Annotated in this window: 14 protein-coding genes; 7 read left to right on the top strand and 7 right to left on the bottom strand. The window is 38.8% G+C overall.

What is annotated here, in order from left to right; all coding sequences use genetic code 11:
- Positions 1 to 254: 254 nt before the first annotated feature.
- A complete protein-coding gene (locus CWB78_RS01230; RefSeq protein ID WP_054202429.1) occupies positions 255 to 782 on the top strand; it encodes an SEL1-like repeat protein in 528 nt (175 codons plus the stop codon).
- Positions 783 to 784: 2 nt separating this feature from the next.
- Here the strand turns inward: CWB78_RS01230 and CWB78_RS01235 are convergent, their stop codons facing one another.
- The 6 genes from CWB78_RS01235 to dinG are packed head-to-tail and all read right to left on the bottom strand — an operon-like array spanning position 785 to position 5,601.
- Positions 785 to 937 carry a YbaM family protein gene (locus CWB78_RS01235; protein WP_010388219.1) on the bottom strand — a complete coding sequence of 51 codons (153 nt, stop codon included), beginning with the start codon at positions 935 to 937 and terminating at the stop codon, positions 785 to 787.
- Complete coding sequence (locus CWB78_RS01240; RefSeq protein WP_131691315.1) at positions 930 to 1,202, bottom strand: late competence development ComFB family protein; 273 nt, start codon at positions 1,200 to 1,202, stop codon at positions 930 to 932. The genes CWB78_RS01235 and CWB78_RS01240 overlap by 8 nt, the downstream gene beginning before the upstream one ends.
- Positions 1,203 to 1,252: 50 nt before the next feature.
- On the bottom strand, positions 1,253 to 2,140 hold the full coding sequence (locus CWB78_RS01245) for a histone deacetylase family protein (protein ID WP_138593966.1): 888 nt from the start codon (positions 2,138 to 2,140) through the stop codon (positions 1,253 to 1,255).
- Positions 2,140 to 2,748, bottom strand: coding sequence for a primosomal replication protein (locus CWB78_RS01250; protein ID WP_138593967.1), 609 nt, complete (start codon positions 2,746 to 2,748; stop codon positions 2,140 to 2,142). The genes CWB78_RS01245 and CWB78_RS01250 overlap by 1 nt, the downstream gene beginning before the upstream one ends.
- Position 2,749: 1 nt before the next feature.
- Positions 2,750 to 3,526, bottom strand: a complete 777-nt coding sequence (locus CWB78_RS01255) for a TSUP family transporter (RefSeq protein ID WP_016898974.1) — start codon at positions 3,524 to 3,526, stop codon at positions 2,750 to 2,752.
- On the bottom strand, positions 3,526 to 5,601 hold the full coding sequence (dinG, locus tag CWB78_RS01260) for an ATP-dependent DNA helicase DinG (protein ID WP_138593968.1): 2,076 nt from the start codon (positions 5,599 to 5,601) through the stop codon (positions 3,526 to 3,528). Before dinG ends, CWB78_RS01255 begins: the two co-directional genes overlap by 1 nt.
- A 60-nt stretch (positions 5,602 to 5,661) precedes the next feature.
- Here dinG and CWB78_RS01265 point away from each other — a divergent pair, with 60 nt between their 5' ends.
- From CWB78_RS01265 to radD, 4 genes are all read left to right on the top strand, one after another.
- Positions 5,662 to 8,010 carry a DNA polymerase II gene (locus tag CWB78_RS01265; protein WP_138593969.1) on the top strand — a complete coding sequence of 783 codons (2,349 nt, stop codon included), beginning with the start codon at positions 5,662 to 5,664 and terminating at the stop codon, positions 8,008 to 8,010.
- 307 nt (positions 8,011 to 8,317) lie between these two features.
- Positions 8,318 to 11,185 carry a TonB-dependent receptor domain-containing protein gene (locus tag CWB78_RS01270; RefSeq protein WP_010388230.1) on the top strand — a complete coding sequence of 956 codons (2,868 nt, stop codon included), beginning with the start codon at positions 8,318 to 8,320 and terminating at the stop codon, positions 11,183 to 11,185.
- A 371-nt stretch (positions 11,186 to 11,556) separates the two neighbouring features.
- Entirely contained in the window at positions 11,557 to 14,448 is a 2,892-nt protein-coding gene (locus CWB78_RS01275) for a TonB-dependent receptor plug domain-containing protein (protein ID WP_138593970.1), read from the top strand.
- Positions 14,449 to 14,614: 166 nt separating this feature from the next.
- Positions 14,615 to 16,366 (top strand): DNA repair helicase RadD, encoded by a 1,752-nt coding sequence (radD, locus tag CWB78_RS01280; RefSeq protein WP_138593971.1) that lies wholly within the window; start codon positions 14,615 to 14,617, stop codon positions 16,364 to 16,366.
- A 36-nt stretch (positions 16,367 to 16,402) separates the two neighbouring features.
- Here radD and CWB78_RS01285 read toward each other — a convergent pair whose 3' ends face one another.
- Positions 16,403 to 16,735, bottom strand: a complete 333-nt coding sequence (locus CWB78_RS01285) for a ribonuclease E inhibitor RraB (protein ID WP_010388233.1) — start codon at positions 16,733 to 16,735, stop codon at positions 16,403 to 16,405.
- A 228-nt stretch (positions 16,736 to 16,963) separates the two neighbouring features.
- Here CWB78_RS01285 and CWB78_RS01290 point away from each other — a divergent pair, with 228 nt between their 5' ends.
- Entirely contained in the window at positions 16,964 to 18,691 is a 1,728-nt protein-coding gene (locus CWB78_RS01290) for an autotransporter assembly complex protein TamA (RefSeq protein WP_138593972.1), read from the top strand.
- Positions 18,691 to 22,362, top strand: a complete 3,672-nt coding sequence (gene tamB, locus CWB78_RS01295) for an autotransporter assembly complex protein TamB (protein WP_138593973.1) — start codon at positions 18,691 to 18,693, stop codon at positions 22,360 to 22,362. The genes CWB78_RS01290 and tamB overlap by 1 nt, the downstream gene beginning before the upstream one ends.
- The last annotated feature ends 41 nt before the right edge of the window (positions 22,363 to 22,403 follow it).

Here is a 22,403-nt window from a genome sequence, read left to right on the forward strand (position 1 = left end):
TAAAGTAGTAAAGTAGCTTGGGTATAAACAAAGGGTATAAACAAAGGGTATAAACAAAGGGTATAAACAAAGGGTATTAAAAAATTAGGTTTATCTATTTTTAAATGGCCGATTAAAACTGCGCTTATAAAAATAATCGCTGTAAGCTTTGCAATCCCATGATAATATTAAATTTATGTTAACAACTTTTAGGGCGGGTGCTTTAAAAGTGGTGTATGTTTCTGGGCAAAAACAATAATAAATTAAGGATAATAATGAATCATCGACAATTGAGTGCCACTTTGCTGGTATTGATGGCTTTAATAACTGGCTGTAATTCGTCACCAATAAGTCTTTACAGCGATAATACTATGAAGAAAAAAGAATATAATGGTGTTAAGGCATACAGAAAAGGGGAGTTTGAAGAGGCTTTTAACTATTTAGAAGAGCCCGCTGCATTCGGTTATAAAAGTGCACAATACACCCTAGCGTTTATGTTTCTAAAAGGACAATATTTAGAGCAATCAACTAAGCTTGGTATGGGGTGGTTGGGGGTTGCTGCAGAAGCAGGCGTTGAAAATTGGTCACAACAATATGATACTTTTTATGCCGCTGCGACAACAGAAGAGAAGCAAGAAATAGATGCAATTGTTGCCGTTTATATTGAACAATTTGGTGTTAAAGCTCAAAACATGACCTGCCGTAGGTCAACATCACCTAGGCGCACATTCGGTGAAATTAAAATTGATTGTAATAAACACGATGGTGTTGTCACTGTCCATGAAATACAAACAATAGAGTAAAGCTAGTTACTAACTAGCTTTTTCTCAAAGTCACTTTTTACGATATCGAGCGCTTTTAATACTTCTTCTGGCTCTACATCGTGTTGCTCTAAAATCATAATTAAATCAACAGCCAGTTTCACGTGTGTAGGAGCTTCTTCTAGCGGGTTACTCATGGAGCTCTTTCTTTTTAGCTATTTGATCAATCGCAAAATTAATGGCAACTTCTACGCGTTGTTCCATATCTAAACGATCTGTTTGAGTTAAATAAAACGCCATATCTACATCGTAACGAATATAGCGGGGGGGTAATTGATTGAGTACGGTACAGCAAAAGTCAGCCATTACATCGTCGTTGTAACGTTCATTAAGTTTACGTTTTTCTATTTCTTCTAAAACGAGTTTTTCGTAAAAATTGTGTATGTCGTCATCTAATCGCATATTCCTGTCACTCTTTTTTATTGTCTGTAATGAGTCTATACCAAGGATTGTTATAAATCGAGAGCCGCTTTAAATAGTTGCTTATGGACACTAATTAAATTTTTGATGTTACGTTGATAACCGCCACCTAAAGCGCACATAAGCGGTATGTTCCGCTGCTTACAAAAGTTAAGAACCTTAAAGTCGCGCTCATATATACCAGCTAAGGAAACATCAAATAAGCCGAGTTCGTCCTTGGTATAAATATCGGCGCCCGCATTATATAAAATAATATCGGGCTGGTGGAGACGAACACATAACTCAAGAGCTTGCTCTAGTGTTGTTAAATACTCTGCATCTGTGGTGTTTGCAGGTAAGCCAAAGTCATAGTTTGAGTATTGTTTTTGCCGAGGAAAGTTTTGTTCACAGTGAATTGAACAACTAATTATCTGCTCGTGCTCTTGGGTTATTTGCGCGGTACCGTCACCTTGATGCACGTCACAATCAAATATTAATACAGTGTCGGCTTGCTCTGTTGAAATAAGATGCGCTGCCGCAATGGCTAAATCATTAAAAATACAAAAGCCACTGCCGTAATTGCTGTAAGCATGGTGATAGCCGCCACTTAAATTAGCCGCTAAACCACTTTCAAGTGCTGTTTCAGCGGCTTGAATACTGGCACCAACAGAGTAAAGAGTTCGCTCAACAAGTTTATAAGAGTGAGGAAATCCCATTTTTTTAACCGCTTTGTCAGTCAACGACCCGTTTAAAAAGTCAGCAATGTAATCTGAGCTATGGCATAAGCTTAACTGTGCTTTAGTTGCTGGCGAAGGCGATATAAACCGCGTATAGCCTAAACGTTCAACTTCATGCTTGAGCTGTTGATACTTTTTAATTGGAAATCGATGGCGCTCAGGGAGCGTTAAAGCAGAGTAGAGAGGGTGATAATAAAGCTGCATTAGCGTAGCTGTTGTTTTTCTACTTGTTGAATTTTGTCTTCGGTGGCAGAAATTGCTTTTCTACACCGGCCGAGTCGTGCATGAGTGGTTAAAATTTCTTGATTAAGTTTTTGTGCTTGCGCAGGTGATGCTTTTTCCATTTGTAACTTACGCTCTTCAATCATCAGTACTAGGCGGCGTTCAAACTCATGGTTTTGTTTAAGCTCATCATATAACTCATGGGATGATTGCATGATTTTTTGCACCGCTTGTTTATAAGCAGGCTGTTTAGCACGAGGCTTATAATGACTTTTATTTTCTTTCACCCAAATAGGGGTCGATTTAATAACATTAAATACCGCTTGTACCTGACTGGCAATACGCTCAAGTGCATAGGTGTATGCATGACGGTGTTCGCTCGGTGGTAAGCTAGCTATTTCATCTTCTATTTCTACTACGTAGTCGGCTAAGTTCATGCTTTTGGTGCTAAACACGGCTCTGTCAAATAGGCTCGGCTGTGCCTGCATATACCGATTTTTAGAAAAGAGCTTTGCTTTGTCAAATTGCTCTGCCTGTTGCTTAAGCGTGGCAACTTGTTGGCGTAGTTTATCTAAAGCGGCAGGTTGCATGTTAAAAGTATGCCTCGTAAATTAGTTTTAATGCTAAAAGTATAACCATAGTATTAAATACTGGACGAATAAATTTACTGCCAAAACGAATCGCTGAATGTGCGCCAAACCATGCACCAAGCATGATAAAGAAGCCCATTGTAATTCCCAGTAAAAAGTTAACATGGCCAAGTGCAACAAAGGTGATCAGCGAGATAAAGTTAGAAACAAAATTCATTGAACGCGCCAAACCACAATTAAGTAGCAAACTCATTTTATAAAGCATACCGTTTGAGGCAGTCCAAAAAGTTCCCGTTCCAGGCCCAGCTAAACCATCAAAAAAACCTAGGCTTAATCCTTGTAGCCACTGTTTTACTTTTATTGTGCGGGTTAATTTAGGCAGATCATCACTTTGTGTGGTACTTAAATTACCAAACAAGCTGTAGCAAGCCACTAAAATAATAATAATGGGTAAGAGCTTATTTAAAAACTCGATACTTAAATGATCAACAATAAGTGTGCCTAACAAAGCACCTATGGCGGTAGCCATAATAGAAGCAAACCAAAATCGTGGATTAAATAACTGTTTTTTATAATAGGTGATACTGGCCGTTAACGAGCCAAAACTGGCGGCCAATTTATTAGTGCCAAGCGTTAAATGAGGAGGTAATCCCGCCGTTAACAGTGCTGGTACAGTAAGTAATCCACCGCCGCCAGCAATAGCATCAATAAAGCCCGCTAAAAGTGCAACGCCACATAAAATAGCCCAAGTTGTTGGATCGAGTGCAAGTTCAAACATCAGTAATCTATTTGTCTTTTAAAAGGTGGTAAGGTGTCAAGCATGGCTTTGCCATATCGTTTGGTGATTAAGCGTCTATCTAAAATAGTTATTGTGCCAATATCACTTTCTTTGCGCAGCAGTCTACCACAGCTTTGTACCAATTTCTTTGCTGCGTCTGGCACGGTTATAGATAAAAACGGATTACCGCCTTTACTTTGCACAAACTCCGCTTGTGCTTCTTCTATTGGCGAGGTGGGCACCGCAAATGGAATTTTTGTAATAATTAGGTTTTCTAAATATTTACCAGGTAAATCAAGTCCTTCAGAAAGGCTTTGGGTGCCAAATAAAATACTGCCTTTGCCTTCATCAATATTTTTAGTGTGTAATTTGAGTAAAGCTTCTCGTGACATTTCACCTTGTACTAATAAGTTAAATCCTTTTGTTCTAAGGAATTTACTTACATGGTCCATTTGCCAGTAAGAGGCAAATAACACTAAGTTGGCTTTTTTAGTGTTTAGATACTCGGGTAGTGTTTTAGCAATATGATCGCTAAATTCTTTATCTGTTGGCTCTATGCTTGACGTCGGAATTCGCAGAGTGGCTTGTTTTGGGTAGTCAAACGGAGAGGGGGCTTTAATGAACTTTACCCCTTCTTCTTTAGCAAGGCCACTTTCATAGGCAAAATGATCAAATGAGCCTAGTGCGCTCAAGGTAGCAGAACATAGCACGGCTCCAGCACATTCGCTCCACAGCTTATCTTTTAAATAGAAACCAACCTCAATGGGGCAGTCGCTAAGCAAGTGATCATGATGGCTTTTATATTCAAGTCGTTTTATCCAACGCGCATGCGGCGTGCCTTCGCCTTTAGTAGCGTAACTAAACCATAATTTATTAAGTTGTTCTAACCGGTTTATGTATTGCCCACTTTCAGCCAGAATGGGGTCGGCAACATAAGGTTTAATATCACCGTCGCTTACATCTTGTGTGAGGGTATCGTGCATTTTATTCAAACACCGTAATGCATCAAGCGTGGCTTCGCTAATGTCTTTTGCCTTCGCATGTAGCGATTTAGGAATTTCACCATGTTCAAAGCGATAGGTATCGTCTTTTGAATATTCAAAATCGGCGTTGTCGAGAATATCGCGGACTACCTTTAAATCTTTGTTAGCATCGTTAACGCTATCGCATAACTTAAAGTTTTGCCCAATACCTTTTTGCCCAACTAACACTTTGGCCATTTTGCCACTAAATTTAGTGAGTTTGTCGAGCCAATCTATCGTGCCTTTTATGGTAGCCGCAGCAGATGAAAAGTCGCGGGTAATATGCGCAAGGTGATGCGCTTCATCGATTACATAAATGGTGTTGTCGGGTTCGGGTAAAATTTTTCCGCCCCCTAAATCTAAATCAGCTAACAGTAACGAATGGTTTATAACTAAAACATCCATTTGCATTAACTGCTGACGGGCGAGTTGAAAAGGACATGTTTGGTGTGCTTTCATCTGGCGTTGGCAAGCATGCTTATCGCAAGCGATTAGTCCCCATACCCTATCAGGAATGGTATCAGCCCAGCTGTCTCTATCGCCTTGCCATTTTTTATTGACATAGGCATCGTAAAGTTGCTTTAAGCACTTAGTTTCCATATCACTTAGTGGCGATGTAAGGGTAGGCATAAACTCCATTTGAGTTAGGCTATCGCTGTTTAGTGCATTGTGAAGTTTGTGAGCGCAAATATAACGTTGGCGGCCTTTTACTAAATCAAATTTAAAATCGAGCCCGGAGTGCTTTTTAAAAAACGGCAGTTCTTTAGCGATTAACTGCTCTTGCAAAGCTACCGTAGCCGTAGAAATAACCAGTTTCTTTTTTTGTGCTAATGCCAGTGGCAGAGCGCCTAGGCAGTAAGCTAATGACTTACCGGTGCCGGTGCCTGCTTCAATAACACAAATACGTTGTTTTTTATGGTATTCACCGGCTAATGTTTTGGCGATTTCAGCAACTAAATAGTTTTGACTACTGCGAGGGCGGTAATCGGTTAGGTTATTTGCAACATGCTGGTGTACTTGTCTAATTGTTTTTTTAAGTGAGCTCGATAGCATGTGATGATTAACCTAAAATATGTATATAATTACAGTGTATATATTAAGTGGGATCGAACATTGACACAAGCAATCTATCAGGGCTTTATTTTATCAAGGCAACAATACGGGGCTAAAAATGCACAAGGTATTACTTTGTGTTACTGGCTAAGCTCTGCTCAGGGCCCGATAAAAGTGACGATTGAAAACCAGCAAGCGGTATTCTTCATCCCATTAGCACAGCAGCAGGCAGCGAATACCTTGTTGACTAAGGCGAGTGTTAACGTCCAGTTTAATAATGTTGAGCTTTGTCACTTTAGTGGTAGCGAGTGTGTTGCCTGTTACTTTAACGATATAAAAAGCCTATACACTGCAAGAGCTCTTTTAGAGCAAGTAATGCCAATTTACGAAGCCGATGTGCGCCACAGTGACCGCTTCTTAATGGAGCGCTTTATTAAAGGGGGCGTATGGGTAACCGGTAACGCCAAAGCTCAAAACGGCTTTATTGAAATTAGTGATGCAAAGCTAAAAGCAAACACCGAGTATACGCCAACGCTTAAGTCTGTTTCTTTGGATATAGAATGCAATGGCGACGGGGTGTTATTTAGTGTTGCACTGGTGGGAAATGGTTTAGATTGTGTATTGATGATAGGTGAGCAACAGCTGCAGAGCGACTCGACATTTGAAATAGACTGGTGCTATGACGAAATTAACCTACTCACCAAGCTGCAGCAGTACATTATAAATAATGACCCCGATGTTATTGTTGGTTGGAATGTTATTGATTTTGATTTTAGTGTATTGCAAGAACGCGCTGAGGCGTTAGGGCTTACTCTAAACTTTGGCCGAGATAATCAACCTTTATATATTAATAAGGGTCATTACACCCGATTAACGCTCCCAGGGCGGTGCGTCATTGATGGCATTGATACATTAAAAAATGCCACTTATAGATTTGACAGCTTTTCGTTAGCTAATGTTGCAGAGCGGGTGCTTAACGAATCTAAATTAATAAAAACCGACAACCGATTAACAGAAATTGTTCGTCAATTTAATGAAGACAAGCTAGCTCTTGCTGCCTACAACCGTCAAGACTGTATTTTGGTTAATCAAATTTTCGAAAAATTAAAGTTATTTGAATTTGCCATAGTCAGAACTCAAATCACTGGGCTCGAACTTGAACGCATGGGTGGATCAGTTGCCGCATTTACAAACTTATACTTACCGTTATTACACCGCAGTGGTTATATTGCCCCCAATTTAGGCGATCATGGGCTCTCATTTGAGAGCCCCGGTGGCTATGTGATGGAGTCGACTCCAGGGCTGTATAAAAACGTTTTGGTATTGGATTTCAAAAGCTTATACCCTTCAATTATGCGTACGTTTTGTATTGACCCGCTAGGTTTAATCGTAGGGCTAAATGAGCCAGAGCAAGCAGTTGAAGGATTTAATCAGGCGTTATTTTCAAGAACGCAGCACCACCTGCCTAAATTAATTGAGCACCTGACACAAACTCGCCAAGAAGCAAAAGACACTAATCAACCCATGCTCTCGCAAGCGATTAAAATTATTATGAATAGTTTATATGGTGTACTCGGCTCTAAAGGCTGTCGGTTTTACGACCCGCGCTTATCGAGCTCTATCACTTTACGTGGTCATGAAATAATGCAAACAACCCGCAAATGGATAGAAGAGCAAGGTTTTGAGGTGATATATGGTGATACCGACTCTACGTTTGTAAAACTTAGTGAAGATAAAAGCCCTGAGCAATGTAACGACATTGGCTGCCAACTTGTTCGACATATCAACGAAAAGTGGCAAGTAGAATTAAAGCAGCGTTATGACTTAAAAAGCTATTTAGAAATTGAATTTGAAACCCATTACAGTCCATTTTTTATGCCAACTATACGAGGTAAAAAAACAGGTTCTAAAAAACGTTACGTAGGTCAAGTGACTAAAAAAAATGAGAAAAAGCTAGTATTTAAAGGTATGGAAACAGTACGTAGTGATTGGACTGAGTTTGCACAAGAGTTTCAAACACAGTTATTCGAGACATTATTTACCGACAACTTCGAAATACAGCAACTGCACGATATCATTAATAGCTACACTCAAAAACTTTATAATGGTGAGTTTGACCGTAAATTAGTATATAGAAAGCGTTTAGGGCAGCACCTGAGCGATTATATTAAAAATATCCCACCTCACGTTCAAGCAGTTAAAAAACACAAAGCGAGCCATCCTGAGTTTGAAATAAAACGCGGACAAGTAATCGAATATGTTTACGCAGTATCCGGCGCTGAGCTTTATACCGGTAAAAACACTCTGAACTACCCGCTGTACATTCAAAGACAACTCGACCCTGTTGCGCAAATGATATTAAGCGCATTAAACACATCAGCTGAATCTACCCAAGCTTTGTTGTTTTAGTATAAAAATAGGAAAGCTTTAATTGAATAGTAATCAACGATAAATTTATTGCAATTTATGAAATAGTTATTTTTGTGGGGTTTAGGTGTGAATTTAATTAGTGTCTTTATATATAAAATCACCATAATGTTAATTTTTTATCTGTAAGTATGTCTTATTTATTTCATGTGGTTTATTTATTGTTAATTATATGTTGACCGATCCTCGTTGTAAGCATTATCATAAGGCTATGATCATCAAATTAACGCAACTTGTGTTGGTGATTTGTTAAATATAAAAAACATAATGGTATTCTAGGGAGAATCAAATGTTAAATAATAAAGTTTCAAAAGCAGTTCGCTTAGCGATTGCTTTTGGTGCAGTATCAACAGCTGCATTTTCTGCAAGCACAACAGCTGCAGAGGAAGGTCTTGAAAAAGTTGAGCGTATTCAAGTTACAGGTTCTCGTATTAAGCGTACAGACCTAGAAACTTCTAGTCCAGTCACTGTAATGACTGCTGAAGAGATTAAATTAAGCGGTTTCACTCGTGTGGAAGATATCTTGAATCAGTTGCCACAAATTGAAGCTGCTGAAAGTTCATTTTTAGCCAATGGCGCCACAGGTACTGCGACTGTAGATCTACGTGGTTTAGGTTCAAATAGAACATTAGTACTAATTAACGGCCGAAGAATGCAAGCGGGTAGTATTACCTCTCAGGTTGCAGATATAAACCAAATCCCTTCATCGTTGATTAAGCGAGTAGATGTTCTTACTGGTGGTGCTGCGGCTATATATGGTGCTGATGCTGTTGCTGGTGTTGTTAACTTTGTGATGGACGACCAGTTTGAAGGTATTTCACTCAACGTAGGTACTTCAGGTTATCAACATAATAATGATAACAAATACATCCAAGGCTTGATGGATGAAAAAGACTTCAACTATGATACAGGTAGCACTGGTATCGATGGCAAATCTTACAGCATAGATTTCACTGTTGGTGGTGCATTTGATGGAAGCAAAGGCCATGCCGTTGGTTATGTAACTTACAACCGTCAAACTGAATTATTACAAGGCTCTCGAGATTACTCATCGTGTGCATTAGATAAAGCAGGTCAAGCTTGTGGTGGTTCTGGTACCACTCCAAATCCATTTTTCGATATCTACCCAGTAGTTGACGGCGAAGTTGATTACAAGCAAAACTTTTATGGATACTTAGATCCAAATGGTTCTGGGTTTAGAGAAGATGATGGTTATCGTTACAACTATGCCCCAGTTAATCACTTTTTAAGACCAAACGAACGTTTCACTCTGGGTACTTTTATCGATTATGAAATCAACGATACTTTTCGCCCTTATTTAGAATTCTCTTTTATGCATAACAGAACTGCGGGTCAAATTGCAGAATCTGGTACGTTCTATAATGATGAAATTTTATTTGACTACAATAACCCTTTATTGTCTGATACTCAAAAGCAACAGCTACAAGGTTTGTTTAACCAAGATGGAAGTGACCAGTTTGTTGCATATATTGGTAAACGTAACATTGAAGGTGGTCCACGTTCTGATAATCTAGAACATTCTTCATACAGAATTTTAACGGGTATGGAAGGTGAACTAAACGATAATTGGTCATATGATGTTAGTTATAATTATTCTGCAACGACGTCTAGCTCAGTATATAAAAATGATTTACTTGCACCAAAAATAGCTCCTCGTGTTGGTGCTGTAGATACTGAATGTGCTCAAGATGATGGTTGTTTATATTACAACGTATTTGAACTTGGTGGAGTAACACCTGAACAAGCAGCTCAACTTGCTGGTGTTGGTACTCAAACTGGTTTAGTTACTCAAGTTATATACAGTGGTTATGTTAGTGGTGAGTTCGATTGGACATTACCTACGGCTTCATTACCTGTAGGTGCGGTATTTGGTGTTGAACGTCGTGAACAAGACTATGAGCGTGTATCAGATACTGTTTATGAAGAAGGTCAATTATTAGGTCAGGGTGGTCCTTCACCAAGTCTATATGGCGTAATTGATGTAAACGAAGTTTATGGTGAGTTACAAATTCCAGTATTAGATAATTTAAATGTATCAACTGCAGCACGTTGGTCAGATTATTCAACAACTGGTTCGGACACAACCTACTCAATTGGTGTTGATTACACTCTTGCAGATACTTATAAGTTCAGAACTAGTTTTGCGAAGGTTGTGCGTGCTCCTAATATTGGTGAACTATTCGCAGCTCAAAGTCTTGGTTTGTGGAGTGGTGCAGATGGTTGTGCTGGTGATCCAGCAGCAGCAGATGCAGCTGACAGACCAACTTACTCTGCTAGTCAATGTGCCAATGCTAGTGTAAGTGCTGATCAATACGGTAACATTGGTGAATCACCTGCTGGACAATACAATGAGTTAGCTGGTGGTAATCCTGCGCTTCAACCAGAAGAGGGTGAAACGCTTACCATTGGTTTAGTAGCTTCTCCTTTTGAAAACTTTAACTTCTCTGTAGATTACTTCAAAATTGAGATTGAACAAGTTATAGGTGAAGTTGGTGCTGAGCGTATACTTAACAACTGTGCTGAAACTGGCGATGCATTTTTCTGTAACAACATTACTCGTAGCCCATCAGGAAGCCTTTGGTTAGGTCAAGCAGGTTTTGTAACCAACCTTAGCGATAACATTGGTGGTAGAACATGGGAAGGTATTGATGCTACAGCTGCATATTCAATGGATCTAGAAAATGCAACTTTGAAGTTTGACATCAACGGTTATTACAGCATGAAGAAAGAGGTTGAGCCTATCCTAGGTGATTCATCTTTAGCATATGACTGTGCTGGTAATATTAATTCAGACTGTTTTGCTTCACCAAAATGGCGTCATACTTCTAATATTAACTACATCCGTGACGATTGGCGTATAGGCGCTAAATGGCGCTATTACGGTGGTATCGATTATGATGGTGTTGATGATAAATCTTTAGTTGAAAATGGCGGGATTGGTTCTTATAGTTTCATCGATTTATCTGGTACTTACTCATACAATGAGCATGTTACATTTACAGGTGGTATTAATAATATCTTCGATAAAGAGCCTCCAATGGTGGGTAACACAATTGCTAGTAATGCAAATACTGTTGCTGGTTTTTATGATACCTTAGGCCGATTTGTACATGTTAGCTTTAACTTAAAGTTCTAACAAAATAGCTACAAAAATAAATGAAAGCCCATACTTGGTATGGGCTTTTTTTTTGAAAAATTTTAAAAATTGGCTAAAGAGCAGGATGATTTTGATTTCTTGTTAATTAACTTCTAGAGAAAAAGATATTTATTAGTAATGATATTTTGCGGTTGTAGCTGTATTTGATTAGTTTAAAAATACGGTCTAGTCATAAATGCTTGGTTTTTCTTGTGTGAATGTAAAGCAAAGACTTAAATTTGATTACTTTTGTTTTTATTGTTAATGCTGTGTTGACCTTTAACTTCATCTAGGATTATTATAGGAACTTAGCAAGTTTATAAACTTCTTGTTAAATAATAAAAACATAATAGTGTTCTAGGGAGAATCACATGTTAAACAATAAAGTTTCAAAAGCAGTTCGCTTAGCGATCGCTTTTGGTGCAGCATCTACAGCTGCCTTCTCTGCAAGTACATTTGCTGCAGAAGAAGAAAATGCAGACAAAGTAGAAAGAATTGAGGTTACGGGTTCACGTATTAAGCGCTTCTCAGAAGTTTCTCCAACACCAGTTACGACTATCACAGGTGTTGAATTGACTAACGCTGGTATTACCAACGTAGCAGATTTATTACAGAAGCTTCCATCTTCAGGCGTTGGCTCTGCCCCAACAACTACAACAAATACAATTTTTGGCGCAGGTATTAATACAACTGACTTACGTCAATTAGGTGAAGGTCGTACCCTTGTTCTTGTGAATGGTCGTCGTTATGTAGGTGCATCGGTTGATAACCCTGCAGTCGACTTAAATGGTATTCCGACTGAAATGATTGAGCGAATGGATATCGTTCACGGTGGTGCATCAGCGGTTTATGGTTCTGATGCCGTAGCCGGTGTTGTAAATATTATTTTGAAGAAGTCTCAAGATACTATCGATTTTAATTACAAAAAATCTATGCCTGAGCAAAGCGGTGGTGGTTCTGAGTTTTTCTCATTCACTTTTGGTGGCGAAGGTGAGAAAACTAGCTTCATTACAAGCTTATCTTATTCTGAAACAGAGCAATTAGAAGCACAAGATCGGGACTTTCTTAGAAATCCTATCAACACGATGCTAAACCCTGATAATGTCGATGATAAAGATGGTATTCCAGCGAGAACCTATGCCAAATATCAAGGACTACAAACATTAGGTGCATATGATCGTGCAGGCGATGCATTTTTACCAGGTGGTCAATATGTTTTTGGTGATAATGGGGAATTAATTCCTTTTGAAACCGGAGGCATGACCCAGCCAGCTCCTAACCCTCAAAACCGTTACTATGGCGATGAGTTTTCAAATGGTTATAAATTTATAGAGCACCAAGATTTAGCAACGCCACTTAACCGTTTTAATGTGTTTACAAATGTAGTAAATCAGTATCACGATGAACATTCGATGAATTTCGAAATATCTTTCTCTAAAGCAAGCGCTTATGCTGAGAGTAGCCCAATCTTTTTGGCTGAACGTCTGCGTGTTGACAATGCTTTTTGGCATCCAGATGCAAAAGCACAGTTTGCTGATGCGGGACTTGATCCTGACGATACAATTAGAGTTAATAAATTGGCATCAGGGTTTGGTAATCGTACTTATGAAGATGACCGTACTTCTTTTAATACAACTCTATCTTTCCAAGGCTTATTGTTAGACGAATATGATTATGAAGTTTACTTTAGCTACGGTCGTAATAAAAATGATACAACGTGGAATGGTGAGTTTTTTGAAGAAAACTTCAGCAAGGCTATTGATGCTGTATTGGTCGATGGTGAAATACGTTGTGCTAACCGCGATACTGATGGAAACCTTTTAGGTGCTTTAAACGGTTGTCAACCACTTAGCTTGTTTGGTTTAAATGGTGCTTCACAAGAAGCATTAGATTATGTAACAACCTCTGCTTCAATTTCAAAAGTTAAACAGCAACAAGTAATTGGTGGTGTTATCTCTGGTTATGCTTTTGATATGCCTGCGGGTGGAGTTTCTTTTGCACTTAGTGCTGAACATCGTAAAGAAACAGGTTCTAACGAGCCTGGTGCTGCTATGCAAAATAACTTAGTATTTGGTAACTTTGTTAAAGCTTGGGATGGTGAATTTACAGTTGATGAAATCGGTATTGAAACTTCTATTCCTTTATTAGTGGATGCGCCGTTTGTTGACTCTCTAAGCTTAGAGCTTGCTGCACGTTACATGGATTATTCTTCAGTAGGTGATAATGTTGCTTGGAAAGTTGGTTTCAACTACGCCATGAATGATCAACTTCGTTTCCGTGGAACAAAGTCTAAATCAGTTCGTGCTCCATCACTATCGCAGTTGTACTCAGCAGGTACTCAGTCGTTCGCTTCTTATGGCGATCCTTGTGATCAAACACGCATAGCAACGGCTAATGACTCTAAAAAAGCTAACATAATAGCTAACTGTAAAGCCGCTGGCATTCCTAACCCAGGAATTCTTGACGGTGATTGGAGACCTTCACAGGATTGGCGTGAAGTTACACCGCCAAGTGTTAACTCAGGTAACCCTGATTTACAAGAAGAGACATCAGATGATACTTTATTTGGTGTGATTTATACGCCAACAGAAAATATCACTTTGATTGCTGATTATTGGAGTTTTGATGTTGAAGATGCAATAAACTCTCTAGGTGCGCAACGTGTAGTAAATGATTGTTATGAAGCTTCAAGTCTTGATAACAGCGCGTGTGGTTTAGTTGACCGCGACCCAACAACTCTAGATATTTCTCTTGTTCGTAATGGGCCTTATAACTTAGCATCTTATGCATTAAAGGGTGTTGATTTAGAAGGTAACTATAAGTACGAAACTGAGTTTGGTTTATTTGATGTTCGCTTACTTGCAAGTTACTTAGAACACAGAGAGTTCAATACTGATGTTTCAAGTGAAAGCTATGAAATGACACCAACTGTTGGTGAAGTTAGATACCCACGCTGGCAAGGTAATTTAACAATTGGCTACAGCTATGAAGACTTATATGTTGGTATGGTTGGTAAATACCGCCATGCGACTGTTCTTGATAGAGAGTGGACAGTAGAAAATAATGATTATAACGATGTACCTTCTTATACTGAGTGGGATCTAAATGCACGTTATAATGTTAATGATATGGTTGAGTTACGTGCTGGTGTTGCTAACTTATTCGACGTTACACCACCAAGGAATCCTGGAACTTATGATGATGGTGAGTTCTTTGATGTGTATGGTCGTCGTATCAACATTGGATTAAACATCCGTTTCTAATATATTTAGATAATGAAAAGGGCTGATACTTATCAGCCCTTTTTTATTTTCTAAAAAATAATCAGGCAATCTATAATTTTTTATGTTCTCAAACATCATTAATGCGTCTTCGTAAAGTAATAAACTTTTTGTTAGAATTACACTTATTAAATTTTTTGTACCTTTGATGACCTACACCCTCAGACCCTACCAGAGCGAGGCGGTTGAACGCACCGTTTTACATTTTAGAAAAACTATCGAACCTGCCGTTATTGTGTTGCCTACGGGGGCGGGTAAAAGTTTAGTGATAGCTGAGCTTGCGCGTATTGCTAAACAAAAAATATTGGTGTTGGCGCACGTAAAAGAATTAGTTGAGCAAAATGCTCAAAAATATAAAAGCTTTGGTCTTGAGGCGAGTATATTTTCCGCAGGACTCAAAGAGAAGTCGTTAATCCACCAAGTTACTTTTGCCAGTGTGCAGTCGTTATCGCGTAATCTAAATAAACTTAATGAGCACTACTCATTACTTATTATTGATGAGTGTCACAGAGTAAATGGCGAAAAGAAAAGCCAATACGGAAAAGTTATTAATGCACTTAAATCTCACAACCCTGAATTAAAAGTATTAGGTTTAACCGCGACGCCTTACCGATTAGGGCTAGGCTGGATTTATCAGCATCATTACCATGGCTTTGTGCGTGGTAATAAGGAAAGCCCATTCAAACGCTGTATTTTTGAATTACCTTTGCGTTATATGATCAAGCATAACTACTTAACTCCCCCTAAAGAGGTTGATGCTGCAATTAGCCATTATGACTTTTCATCTTTAACTAGCAATGCATTTGGGCAGTATAGTAATGAGGATATGAATGCGCTGTTAAAAAAATCGACCCGTGCAACTCAAACAATTCTGCAGCAGGTTATTCAATATAGTGAGAAGCGTCATGGCGTGATGATATTTGCCGCAACGGTTATGCATGCACAAGAGATAATGACTTATTTACCCCAGGAGCACAGTGCGCTGATCACCGGAGATACTCCCAATAGCGAACGCGATAAAATAATTAAACAATTTAAAGCTAAAAAATTAAAGTATTTAGTGAATATATCGGTACTGACAACGGGCTTTGATGCTCCCCATGTTGATTTTATTGCTATTTTACGGCCCACAGAGTCAGTAAGTTTATACCAGCAAATTGTCGGTAGAGGTTTAAGGTTGGCTGAGGGTAAAGATGATTGTTTAGTAATTGACTATGCGGGCAATGGCTTTGATTTATTTTACCCAGAGGTGGGTGATAAAAAAGGCGATAGTGATAATGAACCCGTGCAAGTGCTGTGTCCTGGGTGTGGCTTTGCCAATATATTTTGGGGTAAAACAGACGCTGATGGCAAAGTAGTTGAGCACTTTGGTAGGCGTTGCCAAGGCTTATTAGAAGACGATAATGGGGTAAGCGAGCAATGCGATTATCGTTTTCGTTTTAAAGAGTGTGAGCAGTGCGGCGCACAAAATGATATTGCTGCTCGAAAATGCCATAACTGTGGTGCTGTGATGGCCGATCCTGATGATAAGCTTCGTAATGCGTTAAACCTTAAAGATGCATTAGTACTTCGTTGTAGTGGCTTGAGTGTGACTAAACTTAAAGAGCAATTGTTAAAAGTTACTTATTTTGATGAAGACGGAGCCAGTTGTGATGAAGTTTTTGATTTAGCAAACAAAGGATCACAGTATTACTTTAATAAGCAATTTGGTAAGCGTGTAGGGCAGGGACAGTCACCAATTGAATTTATCAGTGCAGAGCAAGTTATAAAAGCCCAGTTTGATTTAATACCACCGGATTTTGTGATTGCTCGAAAAAGTAAAAAGTATGGCTGGAAAGTAGCAGATAAACTTTTTGATTATAAAGGAAACTTTAGAAAAGCAAACCAGCTAAGCCGATAGGCTAAGCTGGATATCTCATTCATCATGAAATTAGGGTTATACTTCTTCTGCGTCTAATCCCCAACCATCGCCATAACCATTTAAGCTATTAGCGATACTTTCAATATATTGTTCTGCTTGGCCTAAAAGTGCATGCTCTGGAACCATTTGTACATGGGCTATTACCTCCCAAACACCGGTATCTTTACATTTCTCAACATCAGCAGTTTGCACTAATGCATCGTTTACAATCTCAGTTGCAAATTTTTCGGCATCAGCCTGTTGTTCAAATAAAATGTAAAAATCAATTTGTTGCATTTTACTTAAATCTACACCGGCGGCGGAAATTTCAGCAAGAAGCTGGCCATTATCATCATCAGGAAATTGCATTTAAAACTCATAAATTAGTGTTTATTCATTAGCACTATTGTAACCAAAATAAATCATTAAAGCGCAAGAATTTTTAGTTAAGCTCAAAGCGGTTTAAAAGATTCGCATAGAGCCAGCTAATATTTTAGACGCTGATAATGATTAAGTTAATGTTAGGCTCATTATCGCTATGCTATTATTGTGTCGTTAATTTGTTGTTTTTTATGGGTACATAGTAAGGATGATTACTTGTTCAATCAGTTTTTAAAATCCGTTATTTGTTTTTGCTTGTTTTTGAGCTTTTTCGCTATTGCAGCTGACAATATAATTGAAGATTATGAAATAAAAGGAATTAGTGGAGAGTTAGAAAACAACGTTGCTCTTTATTTAAAACCTTTAGTGGGTGAAAAACCAACGCGCTCACTGCGTCGTTACGCTAAATCGCAAGTTGAAGATAGCTTAAAGGCATTAGGTTATTACAGTTCAAATGTGACTATCGATTTTAATAAAGATGAGCGTGAGCTTGTTGCAACTATTGATCGCGGCTCCGCAACCCGTATTGAGACGCTTAATATTAGCGTTAACGGGGAAGCTAAACATGACCCATTAATTCAGCAAGTTATTGAAAGTTTAGAGTTAAAGCAAGGCGATATTTTAAATCATGGAATGTATAGCGCAGCCTATAAAAAAATTGAATCCGTTTTGTTGGAGCATGGATACTTTGACGCAAAATGGCCTGCCCGAAAATTTGAAGTGTCATTAAAAAAACACAGCGCTATTATTACCTTTACCATTGAAAGTGGTGTGCGTTATCGCTTTGGTGATGTGTTAATTACCAATCAAAGCCCAGCAGAAAAATATATTCGCTCTTTAGCCCCGTTTGAAATGGGTGAGCACTATAAAGCATCTAAGATTGCTGACTACAACCTAGATTTATCGAGCACTCCTTATTTTACAAGCGTGCGTGTTTACGCTGATATTTCAGCTAGAAAAAACAGCCAAGTGCCAATTAAAGTGGACGTATTACATAAGCCCGCGAATAGCTACGAAATTGGTGGCGGGTTCAATACCGAACTGGGTCCAAAGGTACGGTTTAAGTGGAGTAAACCATGGATCACGGAGCAAGGACATTACCTAGAAAGCAATCTTAATATTGCAAAAAAACAACAAGATATTTCTATGGCGTATACCATCCCTGTTAATAATCCGAATGATGATTTATGGCGTTTATCAGCAGGCTATAAGCTCGAAGATGAATTAGCCGACAATATTTACAGTGAAATTTTAACAGCGCAGTTGCAAAGGCAATGGCTCACCGAGCAAAAATGGATAAGAACTGCATTTATCAGGCGCGAGCAAGAAACCTATCGGATTGGCGACGGGCTAGAACGCACCACAGAAATGTTATTACCAGGTGTCAGTTATGCCCGAAAGCAATCGAAGGGAGGAACCACCCCTTATTCGGGAGAGCAGTGGTCTATATCGGCAGAGTTTGGTCTCGATAGTGTACTCTCTAGTACCAATATTGTTAGGGTGCAATTACAGCATGCATGGTTGCGCACTTATCTTAATAAGCACCTTGTGTTTTTAAAAGCAAACTTAGGGGCCATGTTAGTTGACGATATTAACAATGTTCCATATTCATTAAGGTTTTATGCTGGTGGCGATCAAAGTGTGCGCGGCTTTGCTTATCAATCAATCTCACCAGAAAATGACAATGGGGATCGCATCGGCGGTAAATATTTAATCGCGACGACTGCTGAATATAATTACCAATTTGCCAAAAACTGGCGAGCAGCGTTGTTCGTGGATGGAGGGACCGCGACCAATGATTTTTCTGAGCAATTTGAAATAGGTGCAGGGTTTGGTTTTCGTTATTTAACGCCTATAGGACCAATAAGAATAGATCATGCGTGGGGGCTCACTAAAGAAAGCAAAAGCACTCGTTTAAGTATTACCATAGGGCCGGAAATTTAATGTCTGTATTTAAAAAAGTCACTGCAGCACTTAGCACCTTAGTTGTTGCTGTATTAGTGACATTGTTTTGTGTTGTTTTTACAGCTCCTGGTAACCAGCTAATTGCTTATAGCGCCAATAAGTTAGTTGACGGCTTAAAAATTGAAATAAAAAACGGGCGTTTTTTATATAATGATGCGTTTAATTTGCGCTTTGAGCGTGACGGTTTATTACTTGATGCTCAGCAGCTTAAATTAGATTTATTTTGGTGGCACTGCGATGGTATATGTATTGATAACTTAAGTGCTCGGTCTATAAAACTAAATTTACCAGCATCGTCATCTAATTCTCCTGATACATCTAGCGAACCGCTGGAACAAATCAGTTTGCCATTTAATATTGCACTTAAGCGTTTATCGGTCACTGAGTTTGTGTTAAATCACACAAGTGCAAACGTAGTTGTTAATAATGTGGAGGTTGCTGCAAAGGCACAAGGTGCTGATATTCAAATTAAAAACGTGAACATTCCGAGTGTTTTAATCGCGTTAAAAGAGCAGCCTGGAGAAAATACAGCCAGTTCTACCCCAATTACAGAGTTACCAGCATTACCTAATATCGCATTTATGTCGCCACTCAATATTTATCTAGAACAGTTTAATATTGTGCAGTTCACGGTAAAGCAGGGCGAACAGCAAAATATAATAAATAATATTGCGCTACAAATGAAGCTAATAGGTTCTGAGATTAACGTTGCTTCATTGTCTGCAAATTATCAGCAGTGGCAGCTTAATACAGCACTAAGCGCAAAGCTTAAAGGCCGCTTACCAATTAATGGCGATATCAGCCTAAAAGGGCATGGCTATGATGCCAATATGCAAATAGGCGGAGACTTAGAAAAGCTCAATGTAGATATAAAAAGCAGTGAATCATTTCCTTTTGAACTAACTGCTACGGCTAATCTTAAAAAACCAAATTATCCATTTAGTGTTAATGGCGGTTTAGAGCAGTGGATTATCGAAACAGCAAGTAAAGAGTTAAAGATAACCGACGTAAAATTAACCGCGCAAGGCAATGCTAACGATTATCAGTTATCGTTATTTGGTAATAGTCAGTTAGGTGCTTATCCAACTGTGAATTTTAACAGTCAAATTAATGGCTCACTGAGCGAAGCAAACTTAAAAAATTTAGCCCTTAAAGCGAATGAGAGCCAAGCTACTATCCAAGCGAATATCGACTGGCAAAATGGGGTTAGTGCTAACTTTAGCGGCGCGCTATCGAGTTTAAAAGCGCAATACCTCACTGACACACTTACCAGTGATATTTCAGGGCAGTTTAAAGGGGCATTTGTTACCAGTTCAAATAGCTGGAAATTAAGTATGGATGACACCCAATTAAGCGGGTTACTAAATGATGTACCGCTTAATTTTGCTGCTCAATTTAACTTAAATGATGAACTTAAAGCCACTGTAAATAAATTTAACCTTAGCAGCGGCACAAACAGGTTAACCTTAACAGGCGAAGTTGATCAGCAATGGCAGATTAATGGGGCTATTGCGCTGCAAAGTAATGATGATGCAAAGCTTCCGTTTATTGCTAATGGTAAAGCCGATTTAAGTATAAGAGGCGAGCGGTTGACGCCTGCAGTTGATTTAGCGTTAAAGCTAGAGCAGTTTATTTATGACGAAATTAATATTAATAAGTTGGCGTTAAAAGCACAGTTAGACACCGCTACCGATTGGCAAACAGATATCAGCGTTAGTCTTGATTCAGCGCGTGTTATGCATCATCAAATTAATAAAGTGGAAATAGTCGGCAGTGGTGATAAAACCGATCATCAACTGAGTGCATCTATTGATGCTGATGCTGGGGCTGCCTCGTTTGAACTAAATGGCAAACTCGCTAACGCGATTTGGCAAGGTGAACTCAGTAATATTAGCGTAAGTGATAAAACGCTTAGCTTTGAAAATGCTAAAGATATAGCTGTAACTATAGATTCGAAAACGGGCGACTTTGATGTGAGTGCGCATTGTTGGCAATCGAGTAATAGTAAGTTATGTATTGATAGATTAAATCAAACCCGCGAATTAGGCCAGCTTAACGTAAAACTGGCCAATCTTGCATTGCGAGAGCTAAAACATTGGTTACCAGAGAATGTAATAACACGTGGTGATATAGCGGGAGACTTTGCTGCTAATTGGCAAGCAGGCACACTTAAAACTCTACGCGCTAATTTAAATTCATCAGGGCTTAACGCGGTACTTATTAACGAAGAAGATCGATTTAAGCTACCTATAGAAACGCTAAACATAAGCGCTTTTTCTGATGCTAAGGTTGGTCAAATAGAAGCTAACATAGAATCGAGTGTTTTGGGTAAAGTAACGACTAAAGTTGATATTGATGATATTCAAAATAAGCAAACGCTTAACGGTAATATTCAAATTGATAAAATTTTATTGTCTGATATACAGCCATTTTTAAATACGTTCGAGCAGCTTAATGGCGCCATTCGTGGGCAAGTTGCATTAGCAGGCACACTAAAAGATCCTTTGTTAGAGGGAAATTTAAACATAGAGAATATCAACCTAGAAGGTGAACAACTGCCTGTTGCCCTTAAAAACTCGAACATTAATGTGGCGTTTAATAAGTCCACCGCCACCATTGAGGGAGATTTAAATGATCCTCAAGGCGGACAGGTAAAATTAACGGGGAATGTTGATTGGCAAGGTGAACAACCAGCTGTAAATATGAATATAGTCGGCAGTGAGTTTTTTGTAAGAGCGCAACAAGGCGTGGTGTTTAAAGTATCACCAGAGTTAAAAATAAGTTTAGCTGACAATGCACTTAAGCTGGCAGGTGATGTTGTAGTGCCTTATGGTCGAATAGAAATTGAAGAGCTGCCAGAGGGGGCTGTACAGGTTAGTGATGATGAAATAATTTTGGATCAAACTACGCAAAATACTAAAAAAGCCCCATTTAACTATGATATTGATTTAAAAGTAACGGTTAAAAATGATGTCAGAGTAGCCTCATTTGGACTTGAGTCTAAAGTAGTGGGTGATATGGATATCAAAATGAGCCAAGACTCACCCATTATTGCCATTGGTGAGCTTAATTTAATTGAAGGAACTTACTTGGCATTTGGTCAAGACTTAATAATTAGAACCGGGCAAATTGGTTTTAGTGGCGCAATAGATAAGCCTCATTTAAATATTAAAGCCATTCGCAACCCAAATAATACCGCCGATGGTGTTATTGCAGGTGTTACTTTAACTGGCAGTGTTGAGCAACCAAATTTAAAAGTATTTTCAGAGCCGGGCATGGACCAAGCACAAGCCCTAGCGTATTTGCTGAATGGTCAACCATTAGGAGATGGCGACAGTTCAACGGATGCAATGTTAACTCAATTACTACTTTCTCAAGGAGTGAGCCGAAGCGAAAGCTTAGTGTCTAAAGTCGGTGAATCGTTTGGCTTGTCAGATGTGAGCTTAAGCTCTAAAGGTAGTGGCGAGCAAACAAAGGTAGAAATATCAGGTTATTTAGCACCGAGTTTGCAGGTTAAATATAGCGTGGGGGTATTTGAGTCGCTCAGTGAAGTGGCAGTGCGTTATCAGCTAATGTCGAAGTTATATATAGAAATAACCAGTGGCCTGTATCAAAATGTCGACATACTGTATAAATTCAATTGGGATTAACCTTTATCTACCAATACCAATACCAATAATAAAAAGGAAAA

Source organism: Pseudoalteromonas sp. S1612, assembly GCF_005887175.1.
GTDB classification, from domain to species: Bacteria; Pseudomonadota; Gammaproteobacteria; order Enterobacterales; family Alteromonadaceae; genus Pseudoalteromonas; species Pseudoalteromonas undina.